General features: G+C 46.4%; 26 protein-coding genes. 8 read left to right on the top strand and 18 right to left on the bottom strand.

Annotation, left to right across the window (positions count from 1 at the left end):
- Positions 1 to 7: 7 nt before the first annotated feature.
- Positions 8 to 352 carry a DUF2200 domain-containing protein gene (locus tag U719_RS08830; protein WP_023468415.1) on the bottom strand — a complete coding sequence of 115 codons (345 nt, stop codon included), beginning with the start codon at positions 350 to 352 and terminating at the stop codon, positions 8 to 10.
- Positions 353 to 434: 82 nt separating this feature from the next.
- Here U719_RS08830 and U719_RS08825 point away from each other — a divergent pair, with 82 nt between their 5' ends.
- Complete coding sequence (locus U719_RS08825) at positions 435 to 1,139, top strand: hypothetical protein (protein WP_023468414.1); 705 nt, start codon at positions 435 to 437, stop codon at positions 1,137 to 1,139.
- Here U719_RS08825 and U719_RS08820 read toward each other — a convergent pair whose 3' ends face one another.
- Complete coding sequence (locus U719_RS08820) at positions 1,140 to 2,168, bottom strand: ABC transporter permease (RefSeq protein ID WP_023468413.1); 1,029 nt, start codon at positions 2,166 to 2,168, stop codon at positions 1,140 to 1,142.
- The gene (locus U719_RS08815; RefSeq protein WP_023468412.1) at positions 2,168 to 2,884 is read right to left on the bottom strand and encodes an ABC transporter ATP-binding protein; all 717 of its coding nucleotides are present in this window, start codon (positions 2,882 to 2,884) and stop codon (positions 2,168 to 2,170) included. The genes U719_RS08820 and U719_RS08815 overlap by 1 nt, the downstream gene beginning before the upstream one ends.
- A 154-nt stretch (positions 2,885 to 3,038) precedes the next feature.
- Here U719_RS08815 and U719_RS08810 point away from each other — a divergent pair, with 154 nt between their 5' ends.
- Together U719_RS08810 and U719_RS08805 are read left to right on the top strand one after the other, a co-directional pair.
- Positions 3,039 to 3,626: a TetR/AcrR family transcriptional regulator gene (locus U719_RS08810; protein WP_023468411.1), complete on the top strand. Its 588-nt coding sequence runs from the start codon at positions 3,039 to 3,041 to the stop codon at positions 3,624 to 3,626.
- Positions 3,623 to 4,153 carry a hypothetical protein gene (locus U719_RS08805; RefSeq protein ID WP_023468410.1) on the top strand — a complete coding sequence of 177 codons (531 nt, stop codon included), beginning with the start codon at positions 3,623 to 3,625 and terminating at the stop codon, positions 4,151 to 4,153. Before U719_RS08810 ends, U719_RS08805 begins: the two co-directional genes overlap by 4 nt.
- Position 4,154: 1 nt before the next feature.
- Here U719_RS08805 and U719_RS08800 read toward each other — a convergent pair whose 3' ends face one another.
- The 10 genes from U719_RS08800 to U719_RS08755 form a co-directional block, all read right to left on the bottom strand.
- A complete protein-coding gene (locus U719_RS08800; protein WP_023468409.1) occupies positions 4,155 to 4,670 on the bottom strand; it encodes a hypothetical protein in 516 nt (171 codons plus the stop codon).
- A 33-nt stretch (positions 4,671 to 4,703) separates the two neighbouring features.
- Positions 4,704 to 5,408: a hypothetical protein gene (locus U719_RS08795; RefSeq protein WP_023468408.1), complete on the bottom strand. Its 705-nt coding sequence runs from the start codon at positions 5,406 to 5,408 to the stop codon at positions 4,704 to 4,706.
- A gap of 30 nt (positions 5,409 to 5,438) precedes the next feature.
- Positions 5,439 to 6,695, bottom strand: a complete 1,257-nt coding sequence (locus U719_RS08790; RefSeq protein WP_023468407.1) for a hypothetical protein — start codon at positions 6,693 to 6,695, stop codon at positions 5,439 to 5,441.
- A gap of 5 nt (positions 6,696 to 6,700) precedes the next feature.
- On the bottom strand, positions 6,701 to 7,363 hold the full coding sequence (locus tag U719_RS08785) for a hypothetical protein (protein WP_023468406.1): 663 nt from the start codon (positions 7,361 to 7,363) through the stop codon (positions 6,701 to 6,703).
- A 482-nt stretch (positions 7,364 to 7,845) separates the two neighbouring features.
- Entirely contained in the window at positions 7,846 to 8,373 is a 528-nt protein-coding gene (locus U719_RS08780; RefSeq protein ID WP_023468405.1) for an HAD-IIIA family hydrolase, read from the bottom strand.
- A gap of 17 nt (positions 8,374 to 8,390) precedes the next feature.
- Positions 8,391 to 11,018, bottom strand: a complete 2,628-nt coding sequence (locus U719_RS08775; RefSeq protein ID WP_023468404.1) for an ABC transporter permease — start codon at positions 11,016 to 11,018, stop codon at positions 8,391 to 8,393.
- Between the two features lie 14 nt (positions 11,019 to 11,032).
- Positions 11,033 to 11,449 (bottom strand): NUDIX hydrolase, encoded by a 417-nt coding sequence (locus U719_RS08770; RefSeq protein ID WP_023468403.1) that lies wholly within the window; start codon positions 11,447 to 11,449, stop codon positions 11,033 to 11,035.
- Positions 11,450 to 11,501: 52 nt separating this feature from the next.
- The gene (locus tag U719_RS08765) at positions 11,502 to 14,138 is read right to left on the bottom strand and encodes an ABC transporter permease (RefSeq protein ID WP_023468402.1); all 2,637 of its coding nucleotides are present in this window, start codon (positions 14,136 to 14,138) and stop codon (positions 11,502 to 11,504) included.
- 19 nt (positions 14,139 to 14,157) lie between these two features.
- Positions 14,158 to 14,931, bottom strand: a complete 774-nt coding sequence (locus U719_RS08760) for a hypothetical protein (protein WP_023468401.1) — start codon at positions 14,929 to 14,931, stop codon at positions 14,158 to 14,160.
- A 27-nt stretch (positions 14,932 to 14,958) separates the two neighbouring features.
- Complete coding sequence (locus U719_RS08755) at positions 14,959 to 15,654, bottom strand: ABC transporter ATP-binding protein (RefSeq protein WP_023468400.1); 696 nt, start codon at positions 15,652 to 15,654, stop codon at positions 14,959 to 14,961.
- Positions 15,655 to 15,822: 168 nt separating this feature from the next.
- On the opposite strand from U719_RS08755, the gene U719_RS08750 reads away from it, so the two are divergent.
- Genes U719_RS08750 through U719_RS08730 form a run of 5 tightly spaced genes read left to right on the top strand, consistent with a single transcriptional unit; the run spans position 15,823 to position 20,497 of the window.
- Positions 15,823 to 16,680, top strand: coding sequence for an efflux RND transporter periplasmic adaptor subunit (locus U719_RS08750; protein WP_023468399.1), 858 nt, complete (start codon positions 15,823 to 15,825; stop codon positions 16,678 to 16,680).
- On the top strand, positions 16,680 to 17,357 hold the full coding sequence (locus tag U719_RS08745; RefSeq protein WP_023468398.1) for an ABC transporter ATP-binding protein: 678 nt from the start codon (positions 16,680 to 16,682) through the stop codon (positions 17,355 to 17,357). Before U719_RS08750 ends, U719_RS08745 begins: the two co-directional genes overlap by 1 nt.
- The gene (locus U719_RS08740; RefSeq protein WP_023468397.1) at positions 17,354 to 18,499 is read left to right on the top strand and encodes an ABC transporter permease; all 1,146 of its coding nucleotides are present in this window, start codon (positions 17,354 to 17,356) and stop codon (positions 18,497 to 18,499) included. The genes U719_RS08745 and U719_RS08740 overlap by 4 nt, the downstream gene beginning before the upstream one ends.
- Positions 18,500 to 18,515: 16 nt before the next feature.
- Entirely contained in the window at positions 18,516 to 19,187 is a 672-nt protein-coding gene (locus U719_RS08735; protein WP_023468396.1) for a response regulator transcription factor, read from the top strand.
- Positions 19,184 to 20,497 (top strand): ATP-binding protein, encoded by a 1,314-nt coding sequence (locus tag U719_RS08730; RefSeq protein ID WP_023468395.1) that lies wholly within the window; start codon positions 19,184 to 19,186, stop codon positions 20,495 to 20,497. Before U719_RS08735 ends, U719_RS08730 begins: the two co-directional genes overlap by 4 nt.
- 102 nt (positions 20,498 to 20,599) lie before the next feature.
- Here the strand turns inward: U719_RS08730 and U719_RS08725 are convergent, their stop codons facing one another.
- The 5 genes from U719_RS08725 to U719_RS08710 form a co-directional block, all read right to left on the bottom strand.
- Positions 20,600 to 20,854: a hypothetical protein gene (locus U719_RS08725; RefSeq protein WP_023468394.1), complete on the bottom strand. Its 255-nt coding sequence runs from the start codon at positions 20,852 to 20,854 to the stop codon at positions 20,600 to 20,602.
- Positions 20,855 to 20,876: 22 nt separating this feature from the next.
- Positions 20,877 to 21,203: a hypothetical protein gene (locus tag U719_RS08720; protein ID WP_023468393.1), complete on the bottom strand. Its 327-nt coding sequence runs from the start codon at positions 21,201 to 21,203 to the stop codon at positions 20,877 to 20,879.
- A gap of 9 nt (positions 21,204 to 21,212) precedes the next feature.
- The gene (locus tag U719_RS08715; protein WP_041255482.1) at positions 21,213 to 22,196 is read right to left on the bottom strand and encodes a DUF2268 domain-containing protein; all 984 of its coding nucleotides are present in this window, start codon (positions 22,194 to 22,196) and stop codon (positions 21,213 to 21,215) included.
- 50 nt (positions 22,197 to 22,246) lie between these two features.
- A complete protein-coding gene (locus U719_RS17070; RefSeq protein ID WP_255343753.1) occupies positions 22,247 to 22,378 on the bottom strand; it encodes a hypothetical protein in 132 nt (43 codons plus the stop codon).
- 321 nt (positions 22,379 to 22,699) lie between these two features.
- Positions 22,700 to 23,506: a phosphotransferase gene (locus U719_RS08710; RefSeq protein ID WP_023468389.1), complete on the bottom strand. Its 807-nt coding sequence runs from the start codon at positions 23,504 to 23,506 to the stop codon at positions 22,700 to 22,702.
- Between the last annotated feature and the right edge of the window lie 36 nt (positions 23,507 to 23,542).

Genomic DNA, 23,542 nt, shown 5'->3' with positions numbered 1-23,542 from the left:
TTCCTCCTTATCGTAAGATTTTAGCTAACGCTTTTCCTTTCGCCAACTCATCGACGAGTTTGTCGAGAATCCGGATGTTACGAATGTGCGGATCCGTTAGATGTTCCACACGAATCCCGCAGATGACGCCAGTGACTAAAAATCGGCGTTCGTTCAGGTCGGGTGCGTGCTCGAAAAAGGCTGCGACAGTTTGGGTTTGTATGGCTTGTTCAAGAGTTGATTGCGTGTGTCCGGTCAACCAGAACAGCACGTCATCAAGCTCGTCTTGCGTCCGTTGTTTGCGCTCGACTTTTTGACGGTATACCTGATACAGCTGCTGCATCGGCATTTGAAATACTTTTTCGTAACTCATCTGAATCGCCTCCTTTCATGGTAACATATGGGAAAAGGTCTTGTGTCAAGGATTTTAAGTCGGTTTGGAGGTGCAGTATGAAATGAGACGTCGAATCATTGGAATGACTTTTTTGACGTGCCTAGTCCTATTTTTAGGCGTCATGGGTGTAAAATTATCGTATCAAGCATTGATCGATCCGCCGATTGATCAATCGACAGGAAACTGGGTATATATTCCGGGCAAGATTTTATCGACTAAAAAAGTCATCTATGTGAAAGAAGAACACATCATCAAACAACCGGATTCTTCCAAAAGCGGGCACGAAGGATATCGGAAAGAACCTAAAAAGAAAAAACCGATTGAGCTTGGGAAAGGTTTCTTGACAGATACGATTAATCAAATTGCACGTATAGCTCCTTGGATGGTCGCTTTAGTGATCATCTTCTACCTGAATCGTCGACAACGATTCAACCGCATGCAGTGGTTATTCTCATCAAGTCATCGACCGAAGCGAACTGCTCTATCGCTTCCGCTTACGCCTGAAGTCCAGTCCTCATCAGAAGAACGCATTCTTGATTCAAAAATTCGTGAAGCGGTGCGCGCTTTCAATCGGTCACTTACTCCAGCGCAACAACGGCGGACATATGAGACGCTGACGGAGTGGTTTATACGTTTAGAGGTCTCGGTTCCGCAAGAGATGTATCAGCTCGTTCGGTATGCTGATATTCCGGAGCAGACACTCGATTCCTCTCGACGGACTGTTTTCCTTGAACAGCTTGAGCAAACTCAGACACGGCTTGTGTAATCAGCCGTGTCTTTTTTGGTGTCCGCGATACTTGTTAAGGGCGAGCATGTTTAAGAGGAACAGTGCTGCTCCATAAAGGAATAGTCCGAGCCAGTACGGCCAGATACTTGACCACCCATTGCCGTAGACGAGCACCTCTTTGATCGCACTCGCTCCGTAGAAAATTGGGGTGATATATCCGATGTTACCGAGTCCGTACGGGATTAGATCGAGCGGAATCAAACCCGAGAAGAAAATCTGCGGAATGATCGTAAAAGGAATCAATTGGACGACTTGTAATTCAGACTGGGCAAAGATCGAAATTGTTGCGCCGAACAAGACCGCGACGACGGCAAGTCCAAGCATCGTCAGGAAGACCCAGATGATCGAACCTTCAGACGGTAAGTCAAGAACGGTTGTCGCGTACAGGACGACAAGAATTGCCTGGATGGAGGCGAAGACGCTATAACCGAGCGTATAGCCGAAGATGACGTCGGTTTGGCGAATCGGTGTCATCATCAACCGCTCGAGCGTTCCACCACTGCGTTCCTTGACGAGAGCCATTGCTGACAAGATAAAGACGAAGAAGAATGAGAACAGCGATAAAAAGACGAAGCCAAGCGCATCAAAGGTCGATTGATCAACATCTCCGTACAGATAGTTCGTCTCGAGTTGCATCGTCGGTTGCAGCGATGCCAATCCAGTTTGGATTTCTCGTAGTGCTTTCGAACTTTTCGTCGATGGTTCGCGGAGACTTAAGGACAGCTGATTGTCGCTCATCTCTAAGACGACGTCGACCGTTTCATGATTCTTGAGATAGGCGTCAGCATCGCTGCCATTATACGTTTTGATCGACAAATCCTGTTTTTCGATCGCTTGAGAGACTGGAGCCGGTACATCTTGACTGATAGCGACGACAGGCGTGTAATCATCGTTTCCAAGTAGGAAATAGATCAAGGTGAAGATTAGTAATGGAGCAAGCAAAATCAGTCCGACGCTTCGTTTATCGTTCAACGTTTGACGGATGACCCGTCGTGCGAGTTGCCACATTACGTCACGTCCTTTCCAGCGAGCAGGAACAGTTCCTCGATTTGACCGTTTTCAGTCTGCGCAAGTAAACGGTCGAGCGGATCGTAGGCGATGATCCGACCGTTATAGATCAGTGCTGCCCGGTCGCATTCGTTGATTTCATCCATGACGTGGGTCGAAACGACGATCGTCGTTCCTTGCGTACGGATCGCTTGGAATTGATTCCAAATCTGGCGACGTAACACGGGATCGATCCCGACGGTCGGCTCATCCAGAAATAGGACGCTAGGGCGATGCAGGATCGAAATGGCGAGGGACAATCGTTTCTTCATCCCGCCGGAATAATGGCGAACGAGCTTTTTTCGATCATTCGTTAAATCGACGAGTGTCAAGACCTCGTCGATTCGTTTTGCTAAATCCTGACGGGACATATTGTATAAGGAACCGAAAAATTGCAGGTTCGCAAGGCCAGATAAATCCTCGTATAAGGCATCGTTTTGTGGCATGAAACCAATCTGCGATAACATCTTGAAATTTGGTATCGAAGTGTCGCCAATCTGAATCGAACCTGCGTCTGCTTGGATTGCACCAATCATTAAACGAATCAATGTCGTCTTTCCGGAACCTGACGGACCGAGCAAACCACAAATTTCACCGGACGGAATCAAAAGATCAATCTGTTGGAGGACGTTCTGTTGATGAAATGATTTTGATACACCTTGTAATCGTAGATCCATCGTATTCTCCCTCCTTTTATGAAATAATTATTGAACAACGTGTTGATTAATTTCATTATAAAAGGGAGAGAAACTGGGAGCAATGACCAGTTAACGTTCATCTGTCGCTTAAGCGACACATCTCGATAAAATGTTGAAGAAAGAGGCGATTTCGATGAAAAAACAGGATTTACGCGTTATCCGGACCGACCGGAGGATACGCGAGACGTTCCTTCAGCTGATCGACGAAGTTGGATTTGACGCCGTGACAATTAAGTTGTTGACGGAACGGGCGGAAGTCAATCGCGGGACGTTCTACCATCATTACGCGGATAAATACGAACTGCTCGAGCGGATGACGAATGAGGTTTTTGAAAAGATCGAAGCGACGTTCGAACGCGAGATTCCATTCGTCCTGATCAACAAAACGGAGGACTCACCATACCGACGAATCATCCCGTTTCTAACGTTTCTTTATGAACACCGGACGCTGATGCGGATCTTACTCAGTCCGACGAGTGACGGGATGTTTCGGAAGCAGGTCCGTGATTACATGCAACAGATTCTGTTCTCGGGACTACCGGAACAAGGAGAACGCCTTGTTCCAGAAAATTATCTCATTGCCTATCTCTCAGCCGCCCATCTCGGTGTCATCGAATCCTGGTTGAGCCACCCAAACGAGACATCACCGGATGAAATTGCTCGAATCATCTTTACGATTTCGATGGAAGGACCGTTTCGAGCAGCGGGGTTCCGGCGATGAGTCTTGAGCAAGTCTTAGAAAAAGTCGTCGCGTGTTTGCAGCAAGAACGGATTCAGTTTGGGATCGGTGGTTCATTATTGTTACACCACCATGGACTGCCTGTCACTCCTCTCGACATTGATCTCGTCGTCGCATTAGCGGACGCCGAACGAGCAGTCCAACTGTTGGCGGACATGGGGACTGTCGTCGAACAAGACAAGACGTCACTTTATGCGACGGAAGTGTTCCAGGAATTTATCATCGAAGGAATCGATATCGATTTGATGAGCGGACTGCAGATTCGTCATGGTGAGGGCGTGTTCATCTATCCGTTTGATGAACAATCAATCGATTCAACTGGACGTCCGTTCATGGCACTCATCGATTGGTACGTCATCTATCATCTGATTCCGGGACGGGAACAAAAGGTCGCGATGATTGAACAGTATCTCACGAAACAGGAAGTGGACCATGAGCGACTGGAACAGCTGAGACGAATCGTTCTTCCAAAAGCAATAAGGAATCGGATAGATCAATGGCTGAACTAACTCATAAGTCGCGCAATAAAACGACTTCGTTCGTTGCCGGTAAGTAAGCATGAACGGAGTCGAGTAGTCCGCAGAGGACGTACTGATCGAGCGCCTGGTCGAAGACATAATATGGCTTTAATGTTAGATAAGGCATGAGTGCGTCACGTATGGCTTCTTTGGGCACGCTATTAGGCAACGGTTGTAACGAGTCATGGTAGAGCGCGATAATCGACTCGTTATCAACGATTAGGCTGACTTCATAAGTTTCTTCAATCAGGAGAATCGTCAAACGACGTTTATGAGCGAGATTTGGGTCGTCATGAGTCCGGCGTACTTTCACGTTAATGAATGGAAAATCCCGATAGATTTCCTGAATCGTCCACGCTCCTGACTCCTTAGGATACTCTGCAGCGATGAGGTCTACAGCAATTGACTTACAAGTCATCAATGTCCCATCGGTCAACGGTCGGTAATCCGGGTGTGGCGTTTGAGCTTCGGCATCGCGTGCCGTGACGGCGTCTCTCCGCTTAATCAATTTGCGCGTGTAGGAGAACGTAGATGGTTTGTCTCATGTCACGATCTCGTTCATGGCAACGGACGAAGTGTCTGGATCACTAAAGGGATACGTGAGCGAGTCGTTTTGAGAAACAAAGATTTCCTCGATTGTATGCGCCTGTATTCGTTGTTGATCACCAGGAGCTGAAAAGAACCGTATCTGTTCTGTAATGATCGGTGTGATTTGAACAGGTGCCAGTGAAAACGATTCAGTCGGATACTTGTTGCTCAGGGCGGGGGTTCCATACACACTGAAAAAATCAAGCGCTCCGTCGTCCGTCAATTCAAGCGAAATGAAAAAACCAGGGAAGAGGCGAATTCCGTTTTGGCAGCTGACATACTGATACAGCGAATCTTGGTGCTTCAGTAACATGAACTCCTGGTCGAACGTCATTCCTAACTCTTGCTCTAGCCAGGAAGTCTGTGTGTCTGAATCACGCAAGTCCTCTGGAAGAGAATAAATTGTGACATCACCATGTTTGTTGATTGATGTCGTTCGTCGTGTAACTGTATCGACTTGGATCTCAATCGTACCGTCTGGATAACTCTCGTCTTCAGACCATGGACCGTGATTGATGGGGAACCAACATGTCTCAAACGAATACTGCGTTTCACCATGAAATTTTTCGCGGTGATAGAAGGATTCATGTAAAACATAATCGTTCAGTTGATATTTATCTTGAATATGGGAGATTAAATCTTTCGTTAATGGATGCAACTCGTTCACTCCTTCGTATCTATCTTCACTTTATAGATTGCGCAATAAAACGACTTCATTTGTTGCCGGTAAGTAAGCATGATTTGAATCAAGCAAGCCACAAAGAACGTATTGACCTTTTGAAGCGGCAAACACATAACGCGGCGTGAGTAAAAGGTACGGACGTAATGCGTTGAAGATGATGTCTTGCTGCTCATCCTCGAGCTCCGGTGCGCTAACGGAATCGAACACGGTATGGAGTTCCTGATCGTCGGTCAAGCTAATCCAGTGAAGCGTCTTTTCGTCAAGGAAAATCGTGACGCGCCGATGCTGATCAACATAGGACGTCGGATGCGCGCGTGACAATGTGACAGCAAGGTAGGGATGTTGCCGGTAGATGTGACGAATCATCCATTGTCCTGAATCGGCAGGGTACTCGCTTTGAATGATGTCTTTAATCACGATGCGACAAGCGTTCACCGTCTCTTGCTGGATTGGACGAAAATCAGGATGTTCGGTCTGCGTGATCACGTCATTTGCCGTCACGGTTTCTCCAGACTGATACGGATACCGTTCATGCATCTTTGACGGTAAACCTGTCCAAGATAACACATCATTCACTTCGATAGACGACGTGAAATCCAGTTTACTAGGCACAAGGCTTGATCCTTCTTGCGTCACGATCGTCTCGACGACAGTATGCGCGTATTGATGTCCTGGTTTTGTATAGGAGAACCACTTTATTTGTTGTTTAGCTAGCGAGTCGATGTCCTCGAGCGTTAAAGTGAAAGGTTCCTGATTCACACGATGATCAAGCGGATGAGGACCATATAGGAACAACTCATCGAGCTGACCGTTTTCCGTTAACGTCAGATGAATGAAACAACCGGGAGACAGCCGAATCCCTTCGTGACAACTCACATAACTGAAAAAAGTGTCGTTTTCTTCTTCGAGCATAAAATGCGTACCATGGATCATGTCGGTCTCTGATTCGAGCCAAGCGATCCGAGTGGTTGGATCACGTAAATCGTCAGGCACGGAATGGAGATAGGTCGGACCGTGTAAGGATAACGTCGTCGTTCGTTTCGTGACAGGTTCAATTGTAATCTGCACGGTTCCTTTAGGAAGCATCACGCCATCCTCTTCCTCGATGATCGATGTACCAGAGGGAATCCAAAACGTTTCAAAAGAGTAAACGGTTTGGTCGTTCAGTTTGTGTCGATCGTAGTACGATTCATGGAGTATATAATTGGTTAACCGATATTTCTCGAGCATGTATTCAGTTAGCTGTTTTGTTAGGGCATGCAAGCCGTTCACTCCTTTTTTTGTATGTCCTCCGTGTCGTCAACTAAGGTTGGAATGACGAAGTCAGGTAAGGTTTGGAATAAGCGATCGGCTGTCTCGAAAAACGGTTGATTTGAAACAACATTCACGACATCTGCATCGTAGCTGAACGCAAAGATAGACATGTTTTCCTGCATGGAGACGATGACCGTTTTTTCTGGTCTCCCGGAGTAGTAGTGCGTTCGGTATTCAATCCGGAAGACATTTGGTTTGGTCGACCAGATGACAAGATCATTCCAACTCACGTGGGAATGTAAGTAAGAATACAGGTGTTGAAAATCGGTAACATGCTGCAGCTCAACGACGATGAAACGTTTGTCCGCAAGTGGTGTTAAATCATTATATGTAATCGAACAAAAGCGACATAACGCTTCAAACTCTTCTTCGTCATAACGATTCACCTCTACACAGACGAATAGTGGGAAAGCTTGTAATCGATGAAACCACTGCTCAAGAAATGAACTTTCAAACGAGGAGGATTCATCGTCTGGATTCGTAAAGATGCTAAAAGCTGACATGTAGTCTTGTTCGATGACGAAGCGCAGATTATCAGGGTCTGAAAAATCATTTAGAATCAATTGAAGATCATCATCGTAATGATAAGGCATGTACTCAAATGTTAATTGCAACATGTTCACCTCTGTTTCGTACGTTCAGTGTAACGTGAATCCCTTCATAAGGAAGGGTAATTGAAAATTATTACATAATTGTAAGAGTTCAAAATATAGTGAATGCATTATTATAGTAGAATAAATACAGAGAACTATTGAAATATAGGAGGAAACAAAATTGTCAGATTTTAATCTAGCTATGAACGTGTTATTCGGAAGTGTCCATATCATCTTCATAGCGATGGCTGTTCCATAGATCATCTACGCGCTTTATCTATTACGAAAAATTGCTAATAAATGATTGCAGGGATTTATTGGTAATAAAAAGAAGATAGTTAAAGTACCTACGCATTATTTAAAGGAGGCGATAACATGTCATTTTGGACATGGTTTGCAATCTTATTTGTGTTATCGGTTAGTGTCTACGCATCTTCTCAACCAAAACGTTCGAAGAAATAACAAAGGCGCTACTTCCGATTGTGGAAGCGCGCCTTTTTGTTTGTTTAGTTTTGCGTATCGAGCCAAGCGATCGCGTCCGTCAAGTCGTCGGCAATATAGTCGACGTTTGCTTGTTCCACCCGGTCAGCGTAATCACGAATGGAGCTCTCCCCGGCACCGGTTCGGACTAAGATTTTGATACACCCGGCGTGCGCAGCTGCCACCATATCACTCCATCGGTCCCCGATGACGACACATTGATCGAGTCGGAGATTGTGTTTTACTTGTGCTTGCCATAATAAATTTGGTGATGGTTTGCGACAGGTGCAGTGATCTTCCGCTGCATGCGGACAAATCAGCGTATCATCAAAGCCGAAGCCCTGTAATTCTGTTTGAAAATCTTCTTCACGCGCGAATCCTTTTGAGATACCAGGTTGATTCGTAAACGCAATCAGTAAAATCCCATGATAACGTAAGCGTTCGATTAGCGAAGGAACGTAAGGAAATAACGCAAACGTTCCAGGGTAGTGGACGGTGGCATCTCCGCCAATCGTTCCGTCTCGGTCAAGAAATATTGCTTGAATAGAATCCATGTGTACAACTCCTTAGTTTAGGAAGCATCTTTTAGTTCTTGGTATGGTTGCACACGTGCTGCTAGTTGTGCTGGCATGAAAGCTGCGATGACACCGAACAGAATCGGTAGGGCAAGCGATACGGCTATCAATAACGGTTCATTCCACGGAACAAGATCGTATAGTGTATAAATTGTCGTGTAAGCGATTAAAAGTCCGCCGATACCGGAAAAGAAACCGATAAAGAAACCTTCAAGGACGATCAATTGACGGATCGCGCCGTTCGTCCAGCCGAGTGCTTTTAAGACGGCGAGTGAGGCGCGGCGATCGGTGACGTTTTGCCACATAATCTCTCCGGTCGTCAAAATAGCGATCGTGATCGCAACACCCATCGTCACGTAATGCATCGGACCGACTTGCAAGGCAACGAATTGACCGAGCCACGATGTGTAAAGAACACCCTGTAAATGGAACGTCACGAATAAGAAGAACGTCAGCAGTGCCGTCGGTAGAGCAATCGAGAGGACCGACAAACTGTTTCGTTTCCATTTCCCAATCAATTCCTTCAGTGCGAGTGTCACCGTCGAACGAAGTTTCAGCCCGACACGAGCTGCTTTCGCGTATTCACCGGTCTTGATTGCTTCATACGGCGAGATCCGGCGAATCGTCCACGCTGACCAGATTGCACCAGCCAGGTAGATGAAGAGGCTGAACAGCGCGATCCAAAGAAGACTCCAGCCGTTCATCGCTTCATTACGGACATATGAGAAGATGCTTTCGACAATCAATGCAATCGTTGAGACGAATCCGGCGAGGATCACCGCTTCGATCAAGACGATTTTGTAGAGGTCCTTCGTCCGCCAGCCAAGTGCCAGTAAAACAGCGAACTCTTTCCGGCGGGCGAGCATCGAGACATAACTCGTCGCGAGGACATAGACGATGGCGACGGCGAGCATCGCAAAGATGACACCTGAGAACCCGACGCTCGTCTCACGGAAGATCGTGATCGCAGCACCAATGTGGATCCATGGTTGTTCGATCCAACCGAGCGTCTTCCCGTCATCGACAACCTTCGTAACGACGGGTTGAGGAGAGGAACCTTTGGTGATCGTAGCGATAAGACCAGTCTCTCGTTCGATTTCCGACTTGATACGTTGTAAGGTTTTATCTGATTGTTCACCGACAGAAGAAGCACCCTTTACTTTTAACCGGATCGATGAAATCGATTGATCGCCCATCACCTTTTGGACACTATCGACTGTCGTAAGAACGTTTGGAGAGTTCGTCAACAGACCAATTGGATTCCCGGTCGTGTTGATCGGTTGGGAAGGATTGACCGGTTCATTTTTTGAGTCAAGTACGATACTCGCAGCCGAGGGTCGATAGGTCTCCATCGGTAATTCGTTTAATGGATCTTTGGAGACATTGATCTTGTTCGGATCATACAAACCGACGACATTAAACGTCAGATAAGGATTCATTGACTTAAAAGCAGATCCATCCGATTTTTTCATTTTTATTTCATAAGAATCTACCGTCCGGAAGCCACGCTTCGGAAGATAAGAGGATGGTAATATAGCATTTTTGAATGCAGTAGGTGCTGTGTGTACTTCATAAGCATTCTCCCATCGTGTAGGGAACGGACTCTTCACCGTTTGATAAGTCAATGAGCCTGTCTGGGCGACGAGTTGAGCGTTAGTATTTGCTTCCGAATGCGGAAGTACCTTAGTTTTTTGACCGAGTAGGGAATCAAAAAAAGCGCTCTCGACTTTAGAGGCATCGACTTTAATGTCTTGGATGATCTTTCGTTTTTCTTGATCGAGAGGTTGAGGAGCGTTCGATTGAGCTAGTCGTTGATAAAATGTGTCGCGTGCTTGTTTCGTTTTCAGATCGACGTTAACTTGTTCTAACTTAAATTGACTATATCCCGTATTGAAGGATTTTGGATTAATCAATACCGGGATATTGAATTCATTGGAACTCTTCTTGCTGGCTGAGGGGACATCCTTCTGGTTGAAGTAACGAAACTTCTTTTGATTCAGGATGCTCTTATCCAAACCGACGAGTTGCGCTTCCGCCTCCGGATCGATTCCGACGATAAGACTATAGGTAAAGGGTTGTATGGATGAAAAACCTTTCGGATCTTGAAGATGGATCAATCGTGTATTCGGAGGAACGAGCGGCTCTTCCATAGTTGAAAAGTAGGCACCATCCTGTGCAATGAGTTCTTTCGAAAATCCACCAGCACCATAATGTGAATTACTCAGTCGATAAATACCAGGATCGTCCGGAAAGTGGATTTGATTTGGAATCGAGATGCCGATATTAGCGTATCCCATGACAGCCACAGGGGCTGCGATATCAATCGCATCCATTTGTTTGATTTGTTGATATTGTTTATACGAAATCCCACCATTGATTCCATTGAGATAATTCGGTTCGAGTAACTTATTTGATTCCGTCGTCATCTGACTGCCTTTCGGTCGCACGACGATATCATACGCAGACGACCATTTCTTTTGTAACGTCTGTTCGACCGTTCCTTGACTGGAGTCCGTCAAGTTGAACATTAAACTGAGCCCGGCACTGATGATCAGTGCACCGACAAGCGTCAGGATGAATTTCCCGCGCTGCCGGCGCCATTGATTTAAGACAAAACGGAACATCGTCATTCCTCCTTTTATGGGGTAAAGGCTACGAAAAATGGATGAGACTGTTCATCTAAGATATGTAAGATTCGTTCGCTGAAGTTCGACCACGTTACGCGTCGTAACACTTCTTCGAGCGGGAAAAAACCGACTGCTAAACTTTCACTGCTCGTCTGCGGTTGACCACCAATCGCTTTTGCAAGCCAACAGGTCGCACAGACATTCGCATCGAGGTTTTGATAGATGCCGCAAAATTTCACGATTTCAATTTCAATTCCAGACTCTTCTTTGACTTCGCGAATGATACCGTCAGCTGCACTTTCCCCAGGCTCGACGATGCCGCCCGGAAACTCCCAGCCACGATCCGGTCCTTGGATCAAAAGAATCTCGTTTTGGTCATTCAAGACGACCGCTCCTGCTGATAACGAATAAATCGATGTCGGTAACATAGACTTCCTCCTGTGAAGAGAGGGACAACGTATGTTGCCCCTCCGCCAAATATTAAGATGCATCTTTCAGTTCTTGGTACGGTTGAACACGAGCGGCCAGTTGTGCTGGGATGAACGCCGCGATAACACCGAATAGAATCGGTAAGGCGAGCGATACGCCAATCAACAACGGTTCATTCCAAGGTACGAGATCGTACAAGACATAAATCGTCGTGTAAGCAACAATCAGTCCAATGACTCCGGAAATTAGGCCGACCAGGAATCCTTCAAGGACAATTAGCTGACGGATCGCGCCGTTCGTCCAGCCGAGTGCTTTTAAGACAGCGAGTGAAGCGCGACGATCGGTGACGTTTTGCCACATGATTTCCCCCGTCGTCAAAATGGCGATCGTGATCGCAACACCCATCGTCACGTAATGCATTGGACCGACTTGCAGGGCAACGAACTGACCAAGCCACGACGTGTAAAGGACACCCTGTAAATGGAACGTCACGAACAGGAAGAAGGTCAAGAGAGCTGTTGGTAAAGCAATCGAGAGGACGGACAGGCTATTGCGCTTCCATTTCCCGATCAGTTCCTTTAGTGCGAGTGTCGCGGTCGAACGAAGCTTCAGCCCGACACGAGCGGCTTTCGCGTATTCGCCGGTCTTAATCGCTTCGTACGGTGAGATGCGGCGAATCGTCCACGCTGACCAAGCGGCGCCAGCGAGGTAAATGACGAGACTGAACAGTGCGATCCAGACGAGACTCCAGCCGTTCATCGCTTCGCTCCGAACGAGCGAGAAGATCCCTTCGACGATCAAGGCGACTGTTGAGACGAATCCGGCGAGGATCGACGCCTCGATCAAGACGATTTTGTAGAGATCCTTCGTCCGCCAGCCGAGTGCGAGTAAGACGGCGAACTCTTTCCGGCGGGCGAGCATCGAGACATAACTCGTCGCGAGGACATAGACGATCGCGACAGCGAGCATCGCGAAGATGACACCGGAGAACCCGACGCTCGTCTCGCGGAAGATCGTCATCGCGGCACCGATGTGGATCCATGGTTGTTCGATCCAACCGAGTGTTTTGCCGTCATCGACGACTTTCGTGACGACGGGTTGAGGAGATGAACCTTTTGTAATGGTGGCGATCAATCCAGTTTCTTGTTCAATTTGTTGTTTCACATCTTGAAGCAGTTGTTCTGACTCTTCACTGACGGTCGTTGCACCTTTGACTTTCAGACGAATCGAAGAAATAGCTTGTTCGCCATTGATTGCCCGTGCACTATCGATCGTCGTTAAGATATTTGGTGAACTTGTCAAAAGACCAACAGGATTACCAGATGTATCAATTGATTTTGCAGGGTTGACGGGTTCGCCCTTTGCATCTAAAACAAGATCTGCAGACGAGGGACGATAAGTTTCCATCGGTAACTCGTTTAGCGGGTCCTTTGAGACCTTGATGTTATTCGGATCATATAAGCCGACGACCTTGAATGCAAGGTATGGGAAGACCGTATCCAACTCTCCTGGTTTTGGCTTTTTGACCTTACGTCCGGCGGATTCAAGGGAACGGAAACCTTTTGTAGGTAAAAATTGTTTTCCAAATGTCCAATTTTTGATCTTAGTTGGCGAAGCCGATACTTCATAGGCAGTCTTCCAGCGACTTGGATATGGACTATTGGCTGGCTTAAACGAGAGTTGTCCAGATTTATAAAGTAGTTGGGCTCCTTCAGCGCTTGTCATATCAACATACGTAGAATTTGTCTTTTCTATAAGTGTTTGAAGATAGTTTTCTTCCACTTTAGATGCTGGAATTTCAAGGTGCTGTATTTTTTTTGCAGGATACGTAGTTAACGCTGAATGAAGAACTGAACGCTTCGGTTGTTTTTTTACTAGACCATCAATCAACTTCTGTTGATCCTGCTCTGTTTTAAAGGGGGCATCTAATTTTTCGATTGTGTATTCATAGCTTCCTTTGTTAAAGGAGTTCGGATTGATTATGACGGGTATAATATGTTCGTCCGAATAATTACCGGATTGATGTTGATCTGTGCTGTTGAAATATCGAGACTTTTTATTTAAGCGAACACTTTTATCTAATCCGACAAGTCGAGCTTCCTCGACAGGGTCGATTCCAACAATCAATACTGGGTTTCTTGCAATTGCATTTTTAAACGTTTCAATGGGTTCATTGAAAAAAGAAGCATTTTTCGGAACATTTACTTTCGTACCTTGAGAGATATGGATGACGCTATGCGATTGACGTTCTCTCGAAAAACCATTTTCGATAAAATTCGTTTCTGTTAGACGATACATACCGGGTTCGCTTGGAAACTTCAATACATTTTTAAACGAAGTAACAGAGTTTACATATCCCATAACAGCAACCGGAGCTGCAATTTCAATGTCCTTCATTTTCTTGATGGTTTCGTATTGTTTGAAGGAAATCCCACCATCGATTCCATTCAAATAGTTCGGTTCCAGTAAATCGTTCGACTCACTTGCAAGCTGACTGCCTTTCGGTCGTACGACGATGTCATACGCAGACGACCATTTCTTTTGTAATGTTTGTTCGACCGTTCCCTGACTCGAATCGGTCAAGTTGAACATCAGACTGAGTCCAGCGCTGATGATGAGCGCACCGACGAGCGTCAGGATGAATTTCCCGCGCTGCCGGCGCCATTGATTGATGACGAAACGAAGCATATGTAGTCTCCTTTGCTTGTTATTGGGAGATTTGCGTCTTTAAATAATGTGTAAGATCTTGTTCGAAATGGTGAATCGCTTGTGCATCGAGTGCTTCTACTTCTGCTTGCGCTGCGTAGCGGGTGACGAAGTAAGGAGAGAGTGGCGTCACCAGATGAATGCGCTCTGTCCAGTCTGTCAACGATTCATGACTTCGCCGTTTGAGGGCACGTGGTAATCGTTGATTAAAATCAAACAACATCAGGCGCAGTGATTCGATAGGAGGAGTAGGTATCGACTGAGTGATTGTAGAAGAAGTTTTATTCTTGAAAGAAAAGTTTGATTGATCTTGCGTATCCTCCGCACTCTCTAAAGTATGTTTTCCTGTGAGTCGCTTTCGTTTTTTGATTACAAAATAAATGATGAAACTTCCGACAAGAAGCAACAAGAGAAGGATAATCGAAAAACTAGAGCCTGCCTTTTCTTCTGCTGATTCCAAAAAGCCTGGCGACTTGGTAGCATTGGCTTTTCCACGTGCTGTTCCATCCACTTTTTCCGTTTTACCTGTACTTATACCTAAAATTTCACCTTCAGAATTTTCGTCGATTGTGTTATCGAGTGTACAACTGTTTTTTTTGAAAATAAGTTTTGATAAGTCATCATGATTACAATCTCGTACGATCGTCGTCTCCTGTTCCGAGAAGTCAGCATTTTGAAACGCTTCATACGCGGATTGCGTCGATACCGACAGCAACAGAAAAACGACAAGTGAGCCGATAAAGCTCGTGATTAATTTGGCACGAAACGTGTGCAACGCGAGACACCTCCTCATTAACAATACTTAGACACTTTGCACCGTACGCTTCCGGCGGTCTTCAACGATTCGTCCATCCTGCATGAAGAGAATCCGGTCAGCACGTTCGGCGAGTTCTAGGTCGTGTGTGACAAATAAAACGCCACACTTAGCTTCACGATGCAGCTCTAGTAACAACTCGAAGATTGCGTCACCGGTCACGGAATCGAGATTACCGGTCGGCTCGTCCGCGAGAATCCATTGCGGATGGTGAAGCAGGGCACGGGCGATCGCGACCCGTTGTTGTTGTCCACCGGATAATTGAGCCGGTAAAGCATTCCGTTTATCGTCGAGTCCAACCCGTTCGAGCAGCTCGAGAATCCGCTCCTCTTGATTGAAGGAGGTCTTTTGCTTTAATAAGGCGACCTTTAAGTTCTCAGACACCGTCAGTGCCGGTAATAAGTGAAACTGCTGGAAGATGAAGCCGATCTCTTGCGAGCGGAATTGCGATAACCGTTTGTTCTTCCAAGACGTGATGTCCTGCCCGTCATAGAGGATTTGACCGGACGTCGGACGATCAAGCGAACCAAGGAGACTCAGGAACGTTGATTTTCCAGAACCGGATGGACCGACGAGTGCCGTCACCTCACTTTGCGAAAACTGACCGTTTAGTTGATGCAAGACATCGGTCCGGACACCGCTTCGTTCGAATGTATGCGAAATATCTTGAAAGGTAATATCCATATGACCACTCCTTTTACATAATTTGGTTATGTTCAGTGTATTATTTTTAGAAAATTTTGTCTATTGCGTTTTTATTTCTGATCCAATCACTTTTTTAATATTTGTTCATAGTTGGTTCATAACTTCTCCCTATGATCGGATTAACACCAATCAAGGGAGGCATTTAACATGAAACGAACACGCAAGAAATGGTTATGGATCAGTGGAGGGATCATCCTGGTACTCCTGTTAATCGGTTCCACGCTCTTTTTAGGACGAGGAGAGGCACAAGGAACGAAGGAGGTCGTCGAGTCAAAGACATTAAAAACATTCTTCTACTTCTCGGGCACGCTTGAAGCGAAAGATCGACAGACGGTCATCAGTGATCGTGATGTCCGTGTCACCGACGTTCGCTTTGAAGAAGGAGATACCGTTAAGTCGGGTCAAACGATCGTCAGCGTCGAAGGAGGAGAAGATTTCAAGGCACCTCGCTCTGGACAACTCGTTCGTCTTGACGTCACGGAAGGCGAAGTTTATGCCCCGAATACCGTCCTCTTCGTTGTTGCAGACAACAAAGAATTGATCGCTCGTCTGAAAATTGATGAGCAAGATATCGAACGGATTGAAGTTGAAGATACGATTGAATTACAGACGGATGCATCTGATAAAACCATCAAAGGGAAGGTCGAATCGATTAGTCCGGAAGCTGTGACGGAAAATGGAAGTACGTATTTCAATGCAAAGGTATCGGTACCGAGCTCGTCAAACTGGTTACACGGCATGACGGTCGAGGGACGTTTACCATATCAACTCGCACAAGATGTACCTGTCTTATCGCTCGATGTCATTTCGTATTCGAAGTCGGATCGTCCGTATGTATATGTGAAAAAAGACGGGGAAACGACTCGTCAATACATCGAGACGGGGGTGACGGACGGACAGGATATTGAAATCAAGGACGGATTGTCCGCCGGAGACGAAGTCTTCCTGCCGAGTGAAGACGGTGGTTCCGGTCTTCTTCCGACTCCACCAGGAGGTGCGTCCTGATGCCGGTCGTTGACTTGCAAGAAATCCAAAAAACTTACGGCGAAGGAACCAATCGTCACATCGTCCTCGATCGAGTATCGCTGACGATCGAGGCTGGTGAATATGTGACGATCCTCGGACCTTCGGGTTCAGGAAAATCAACGCTGATGAACATCATCGGTTGCCTCGATGTCGCTTCAAACGGCGTCTATCGTTTGCAGGAGCAGCTCGTCCACGATCTATCCGAGGATCAGCTAGCGACGATTCGCAACGAAGAAATTGGCTTCATCTTTCAACAGTTCCAGTTGCTACCGCGCATGAGCGTCTTACAAAACGTCGAATTACCGCTCATCTATGCCGGCGTCTCGCGCAAAGAGCGCCGCGCACGATCGCTTGAGCTCCTGGAACGTGTCGGATTGACAGATAAAGCCGATGCCTTACCGAGTCAATTGTCCGGTGGTCAACAACAACGGGTTGCGATTGCGCGGGCGCTCGTGACGCGACCGACGATCTTACTCGCCGATGAGCCGACCGGAGCGCTCGATCAAAAGACAGGGAAACAAATCATGGAGTTGTTCGAGAGCCTCTCAGAGGAAGGGAAGACGATCATCATGATCACACACGATGTCAATATTGCTAAGCAAGCTCGCCGGATTATCCGAATCGAAGATGGTCAGGTGACGGAGGTGACGACATGATTCGCGAAACGTTACGGATGGCATGGTCGAATATCTGGCATCATAAGATGCGGTCGTTCTTGACGACGCTTGGTGTCATCATCGGTGTCGCATCGATCATCGCCTTGATTTCAATCGTCAACGGCGCGACAGCCTCAATCAATGAAGAGGTCGCGTCGTTCGGTGCCAATAAATTAACGGTCCAAACGACAGAGACGCCGTTGAAAGAAGGATTATCACCTGCACAACTGGAAGAATTAAACACGATTAAAGGAACACGCGGTGTCTCACCGACCGTCTCGACTGTCCGGGACATCCGTGTCGAAAATCATTCACTTGACCAAGTGACGATCGAAGGGCGAAATCACATCTATTACCGGGAATCTGAAGATGTCCCGCAAGGACGTGGCATCGTCATCAGTGATGTAAAACAACAGACGCATGTCGCCGTCGTCAGTCCATCCGTCGCCCGAACACTCTATCCGGGTCAGGTCGCAATCGGTAAGACGATCAAGCTCGATGGACTCAATTACCGGATCGTCGGTGTCAGTGACGCGGATGGCGATCAAATCGTCATTCCCTATACGACGGCCCTGCGGACGCTTGGGGTGACAGCCGTTAAGCAAGTGGATATCTTCAAGACGGACGCAGCTGACGTCGCGACCGTCAAACGGGATGTCACGGCAAAGCTGTACCAGTTCTATAACGGACGCGACGATACGTATGACGTCGTCAGCTTGGATGAAGCACTCGATTCGATTGACCAAATCAATACGATGCTCTCGCTCTTGTTGACGGGTATTGCGTCGATTTCCTTGATCGTCGGTGGGATCGGCATCATGAACATGATGCTCGTCTCGGTCACGGAACGAACGACGGAGATTGGCTTACGAAAAGCACTCGGTGCGAAACCACGTACGATTCGCCTTCAGTTCCTCTTGGAATCGATTCTGCTGTCCTTGATGGGTGGAGTGATCGGCATTCTTGTCGGAGCGATGCTCGCATTTGGCGTCAGTCTGATGATTAGTACACCGTTCACACTCTCCGTGAGCACGATTCTGCTTGCCGCCGGATTCTCGATCGGTGTCGGTGTCTTGTTCGGTTACATGCCAGCGCGAAAGGCATCTCGTTTGAATCCGATCGAAGCCTTACGAAATGTTTAAGTGAAGGAGGAGGACGATGGTAACGATTTTGATTGCCGAAGATGACCGGAATGTCCGTCTACTATTAGGCGAGACACTCCGGTCCGCCGGCTTTACGGTGATTGAATCGAGAGACGGGAAAGACGCACTCGACCAACTGGATCAACAACACGTCGATCTCGTCGTAACGGATGTGATGATGCCGCACGTTTCAGGAATCGAACTGGTTGAGCTGCTGCGTGAATCAGGATATGAACAACCTGTCTTGATGTTGACAGTGCTGGATTCCTTTCAGGATAAGGAAGCCGGGTTCACGACCGGTGCTGATGATTATATGGTCAAGCCGGTTGATTTGGACGAACTGTTACTTCGGATCCGAGCGCTGTTACGACGGTCAAAGATCGTAGCAGCGCAAGAATTAATCGTGGGCGCCCTGCAACTACGGATGACGGACGCGACGGTCGTAACGCCTCATGGTGAGATACCGTTACCACAAAAGGAGTTTCAACTGCTCTATCGCTTGCTCGCACATCCGAAGCAGATTTTTACGCGTCAGCAGTTGATGGACGAAATTTGGGGATATGATGTCGAGAGCGACAGTCGGACGGTCGATGTCCACATCAAGCGGTTGCGTGACAAGTTCAGCGCCTATGATGATTTTACGATCGAGACGGTCTGGGGACTCGGTTATAAGGGAGTGATTCAGTGAAACGCTTCGTCCGCTCGATCTCTGGTCGCTTTTTCGTCATCCTCTTCGGTTTATTGTTACTACCACTGCTGTTACCATTCATCATGACGATCTGGTTCCAGTTCCAAGAAGTCGATCAAGACCTAAATAATCAATTGCAACAACGAACGGATCAGATTGAACGATTAATGCAAGACCAAAATCTGTCGTTCGCTGAGGCGAGTCAGTACATGGATCAGTCTTTGATTCAAACGACACAATACACGTCGCTCAATCAAGTACAATCATTGTCATCGTCAGAACGTGACCAATTACAGCAAAAAGGAGAAATTACGATCGATGGGACGTGGCTCGAACCGTCGCAATACATTCGCCAGACGGAGACAGGATATCTCGTCTCGACACCGATTGCCGGACAACGCATCCTTGACGGATTACGAACGTCAGCTGGAATCGGTATCGTCATCACGATCGGCGTCGCCTTCATCCTGACCTGGCTCGCTGTCACGCTCGTGACACGACGGATTCGTAGCATCAGTGAAGCGGCGATTGAAGTGACGAACGGGAACTATGATGTCTCGATCAAGGAAGGTGGAAATGATGAGGTCGCACTCCTCGTTGAAAACTTCAACCACATGACCGAAGCGCTGCGACGAAACGACCATCTCGCAAAGGATCTCGTCGCCTCGATTTCGCATGAGCTGAAGACACCGATTGCTTCGATTCAAGGATTTTCTAGGTTGTTACAGACAGAAGAAAACTCGGATAAACGGCAGCAGTACTTGACGATCATGGAGCAAGAGAGCACCCGTCTATCACGCTTGACGTCAAATCTCGTCCGCTTATCGCGGCTTGATCATCAGACGATCATCGAGCGGAAACGGTATCGCCTTGATGAACAACTTCGGACGTGCCTGTTGTTGCTGGAGCGACAGTGGACGGAGAAATCACTTCGACTGGAGCTTGATTTACCAGAAGTGTCCGTCGAGTGGGAAGAGGAACTGATGCAGCACGTCTGGCTCAATCTGCTTGAGAACGCGATTCGGTTTTCGCCGGAATCGGGAGTGTTAGAAGTGACCTTAAGTGAAGGAGAGAACTTTCGCGTCACGATCCGCGATGAAGGACCGGGAATCGCAGAACAGGACTTACCGTATGTGTTCGATCGCTTTTATCAGGGCGAACAGTCACGAGCGAATGAAGGACATGGTCTTGGATTATCGATCGTTAAACGAATCATCGATTTACATGACGGTGAGTTAACGATTAAGAACCATTCGGAGCAAGGCGCAATCGTGACCGTTACGTTAACGGCGCACGAGACGCGTGAATGATGACAGACGAAAAGGAGCGCAGACTTTCAAGGTGTCATCGTGAAAGTCCGCGCTCTTTTAAGTTGTTTTTAGCATGTAGTCGTTAAGGGTGTCGATTTCGAGTTATGGGTTACTTTTTTTGGTAGACTGCTTCTTATAAAACTGAATAATGACTATTACGAATGCTAAAATCGTTAAAAAGCCAAACGAATTAAAAAACGCTTCTGCAATCGATTGTTGTGTCGTTAAAATACGTGCAACGAAAATGATGATAGAACTTGCGAATAAAACGACAATGATTCTTTTCAATGGTTGGTTTGTAAAAATTAAGCCAAGTATAAAGATGATTGAAAAGATACCGATTATTTGAATCAACATCACATATCCCTCTTAACTACCATTATTTTTGTGTTTGATTCTTTCGTATGACTTGTAGATTTTGTAATTGACTTTCCAAAACTGTTCGCGCTAAAGGTTCACCTTTTGCTTGCCCACGCTCAAAGGCATAACCACTAAAGATTTTAGCACCGTCCTTAAGCCAGTTCGCACGATACAAGTCGTGTGCTTCACTTCTTGATAAGAAGATACCATCCTCGATTTCGACATCATCGTCTACTCCGAACTGAAAGCCACAACAAGAACAAAGTTCGAACGAGGCGTCACCATTTTCATAATAAGCAACGTCGTCCATTCGGTTATATCCATAGACGGGACATGTGTATTTCATGAAAACACCTCATTGCTCAAGAATCTTTTGATACTTGTATCCTTTTAAGATATCTGTTTGATTCGTATAGGTCCAGTCAGCAATGGACTGATCTGGATGCAATTCAAAATAATGATTGAGGATATCACGCCCTAACATGTAGTTACTCCAGCGAGGAATCTCTTTTTGTTCGTTACCTACAACGAAGTCGAGTTGTGATACTTCATGGCTGTTGACGAGATGCACGACATGTTTCTTTGTTGCTTCATCCATATCAACATTCCAAGGAATGGAAACGTCTTTGACGATTCGCTCGGCAAAGGCATCTGCCTTTCCTTCGACAATGACGGAATTAAGAGTCGTATTTAAACTAAAATCGGGTGTATCCATGAGGACTAAGTGATGATATTCATGTGCCGTCGTATATGCTAAGACGTCTTGATCGTAGTTTGGATCCAGGTAGAGAACGAATGCGTCTTTATAGGCGGCTCCTGTAACACCTTTCATCGGCTGGATATCGAAAGAGGATTCAGGATTAATGGGAGCGATAAAAATGGTACTTTTCTTTTTGGGAAGAATCTTATGTGAAGCGATGTAATTTTTTTGGATAATTTTTTTAATGTTGTCCTGCTGTTTCATCAAGTTCTCGACTTTATCGAGTAGCTCTTGTTCGTATACGGTTGATTGCAACATCAGGAAACCTTTCAAGTCGCCTGTCGCGAACTCCTCCTTTTCCCCGACTTTGTCGATATAGTTCAAGACATACTTCGCATAATTCTTTTTATCTATTTCAGGATCATTGTTTTTTAAAGACGCTTGTAGATATTTTTTGTACGGTTCATAGAGAAAAACAATGTTCAATTTACTTTCGTCATCAATTTTTATAGATTCGGATTGTATTTTTTCACTCTTTGACATCAGTTGAGTAGTAGGCTGTGATGTCTTTTGCTCTTCTGTACAAGCGGATAAAAGCAGAAAGGGAGCAGTTAAAAAAAATATCAGTAATTTTTTCAAGATACGTTCATCCCCCTCTTTTTTAGGGTGTAACAACATCTGCTGTTCAATTAATCCTCTTTCGCCATATGATCAATGATGATTGGATCACTGTAGGATAAAATGTAAAAATCCTGTTCATGTGTCCTGATGGCAAATAAGTGCAAGTCTCCCCGTTCCGTATAAATTTCCTTCGTTTTCATATACTTCGCAGCGAACTCTCCCAAGATCGATTCTTTTGACCTCACGACTGGATAAGGATTCCGGAGTCTGTCGTCGATGATGCCATGCTATTGCAACGTTCCTAGGAAAACGGCGTACTTTTCGAAACGCATCAAAAAGTAATCGCGCGAAGGATCGTCAATCAAAAGCTTGAATGTTTCGTCAGCGCCATAAAAATAGAAATCAATCGCGTAATGGTCGTTTGCCTTTAACGACATCGTATTCTTCAGTCGTCAGTAAAAAATCGAGATCAATAATCTTCAAAAAAATCACTCCTTTGTGATGATCGATGTCGTCGAACATTATGTTATCGAAGATTTATCGATGAACCACTTCTCCCCATGTTCCGTGATGAAACGGTATTCCGCGCGGTAATGTGTGTCGTGACCCTCTTCTTTCATCTTGATGAAGGCAGCATCACCGTCCGCAGCTCTTTGATCAATCAACAGATAGAGGGCTTCGACGCGTAACAATAACATGGATAGGAGTTCGGAACGCGGTCCTTCATAGCCATACGCATCAAGGAACCGACTCACTCGCTTGGCGAAACGTGTGTCATCTTGCTCTGGTGAATAAGCAAGAACGGATCCGTCAGGTGCTTGTCGTCTGCTGCTAAGCGGAACGAACGTATAGAGAGCATAGACGATATCCCAAGCACGTGGACCGGGTGCTGCGAGGTCAAAGTCAATCACGCCACTCAGTTTTTGATCCTGAAAAATCGTATTGTAGACGGCAAAATCGTTGTGGCAGATGACTTCGTGTGGAGTCGGGGTATTGAGCAACGGTGCCCAGTCCGGTGAGACGTCGAAGTCGACTGTCGCGTCATGATACTGGCGCATCAGACGTGCGACATCGTCCAATACGTCGTCATGCCACATGTATGCTTTTAGCGGATAATCGGCCGTTTCACCAGGGAGGAAGGTCAGGATCTCTCGATTTTGTTCGTCGATGCCGACGAAACGCGGAACACCGGATAGGCGTTTCGCTTCTAAGTGGCATAATAACCGTTGGACGTTGTTGCTGTTCTCTTTTTGTGAGCGATAGACATGCTCACCTTTTTGATAGACAGCGGAGACATTTCCGCCTGTCAATCGTTGTTCTTCAGACATGAGTGTTCCTTCTTTCTTTATGTAATCGGTTACATA

It is taken from the genome of Exiguobacterium sp. MH3 (assembly GCF_000496635.1).
GTDB lineage: Bacteria > Bacillota > Bacilli > Exiguobacteriales > Exiguobacteriaceae > Exiguobacterium_A > Exiguobacterium_A indicum.
The sequence above is the reverse complement of the archived record's forward strand: the minus strand, read 5'-3'. Positions and strand labels throughout refer to the sequence as shown.

What these genes read in the sequence shown, in the direction of transcription:
- U719_RS08830 (WP_023468415.1), bottom strand. Translation starts at nt 352, where the DNA reads ATGAGTTACGAAAAAGTATTTCAAATGCCGATGCAGCAGCTGTATCAG.
- U719_RS08825 (WP_023468414.1), top strand. Translation starts at nt 435, where the DNA reads ATGAGACGTCGAATCATTGGAATGACTTTTTTGACGTGCCTAGTCCTA.
- U719_RS08820 (WP_023468413.1), bottom strand. Translation starts at nt 2,168, where the DNA reads ATGTGGCAACTCGCACGACGGGTCATCCGTCAAACGTTGAACGATAAA.
- U719_RS08815 (WP_023468412.1), bottom strand. Translation starts at nt 2,884, where the DNA reads ATGGATCTACGATTACAAGGTGTATCAAAATCATTTCATCAACAGAAC.
- U719_RS08810 (WP_023468411.1), top strand. Translation starts at nt 3,039, where the DNA reads ATGAAAAAACAGGATTTACGCGTTATCCGGACCGACCGGAGGATACGC.
- U719_RS08805 (WP_023468410.1), top strand. Translation starts at nt 3,623, where the DNA reads ATGAGTCTTGAGCAAGTCTTAGAAAAAGTCGTCGCGTGTTTGCAGCAA.
- U719_RS08785 (WP_023468406.1), bottom strand. Translation starts at nt 7,363, where the DNA reads ATGTTGCAATTAACATTTGAGTACATGCCTTATCATTACGATGATGAT.
- U719_RS08780 (WP_023468405.1), bottom strand. Translation starts at nt 8,373, where the DNA reads ATGGATTCTATTCAAGCAATATTTCTTGACCGAGACGGAACGATTGGC.
- U719_RS08775 (WP_023468404.1), bottom strand. Translation starts at nt 11,018, where the DNA reads ATGTTCCGTTTTGTCTTAAATCAATGGCGCCGGCAGCGCGGGAAATTC.
- U719_RS08770 (WP_023468403.1), bottom strand. Translation starts at nt 11,449, where the DNA reads ATGTTACCGACATCGATTTATTCGTTATCAGCAGGAGCGGTCGTCTTG.
- U719_RS08765 (WP_023468402.1), bottom strand. Translation starts at nt 14,138, where the DNA reads ATGCTTCGTTTCGTCATCAATCAATGGCGCCGGCAGCGCGGGAAATTC.
- U719_RS08755 (WP_023468400.1), bottom strand. Translation starts at nt 15,654, where the DNA reads ATGGATATTACCTTTCAAGATATTTCGCATACATTCGAACGAAGCGGT.
- U719_RS08750 (WP_023468399.1), top strand. Translation starts at nt 15,823, where the DNA reads ATGAAACGAACACGCAAGAAATGGTTATGGATCAGTGGAGGGATCATC.
- U719_RS08745 (WP_023468398.1), top strand. Translation starts at nt 16,680, where the DNA reads ATGCCGGTCGTTGACTTGCAAGAAATCCAAAAAACTTACGGCGAAGGA.
- U719_RS08740 (WP_023468397.1), top strand. Translation starts at nt 17,354, where the DNA reads ATGATTCGCGAAACGTTACGGATGGCATGGTCGAATATCTGGCATCAT.
- U719_RS08735 (WP_023468396.1), top strand. Translation starts at nt 18,516, where the DNA reads ATGGTAACGATTTTGATTGCCGAAGATGACCGGAATGTCCGTCTACTA.
- U719_RS08725 (WP_023468394.1), bottom strand. Translation starts at nt 20,854, where the DNA reads ATGTTGATTCAAATAATCGGTATCTTTTCAATCATCTTTATACTTGGC.
- U719_RS08720 (WP_023468393.1), bottom strand. Translation starts at nt 21,203, where the DNA reads ATGAAATACACATGTCCCGTCTATGGATATAACCGAATGGACGACGTT.
- U719_RS17070 (WP_255343753.1), bottom strand. Translation starts at nt 22,378, where the DNA reads ATGAAAACGAAGGAAATTTATACGGAACGGGGAGACTTGCACTTATTT.
- U719_RS08710 (WP_023468389.1), bottom strand. Translation starts at nt 23,506, where the DNA reads ATGTCTGAAGAACAACGATTGACAGGCGGAAATGTCTCCGCTGTCTAT.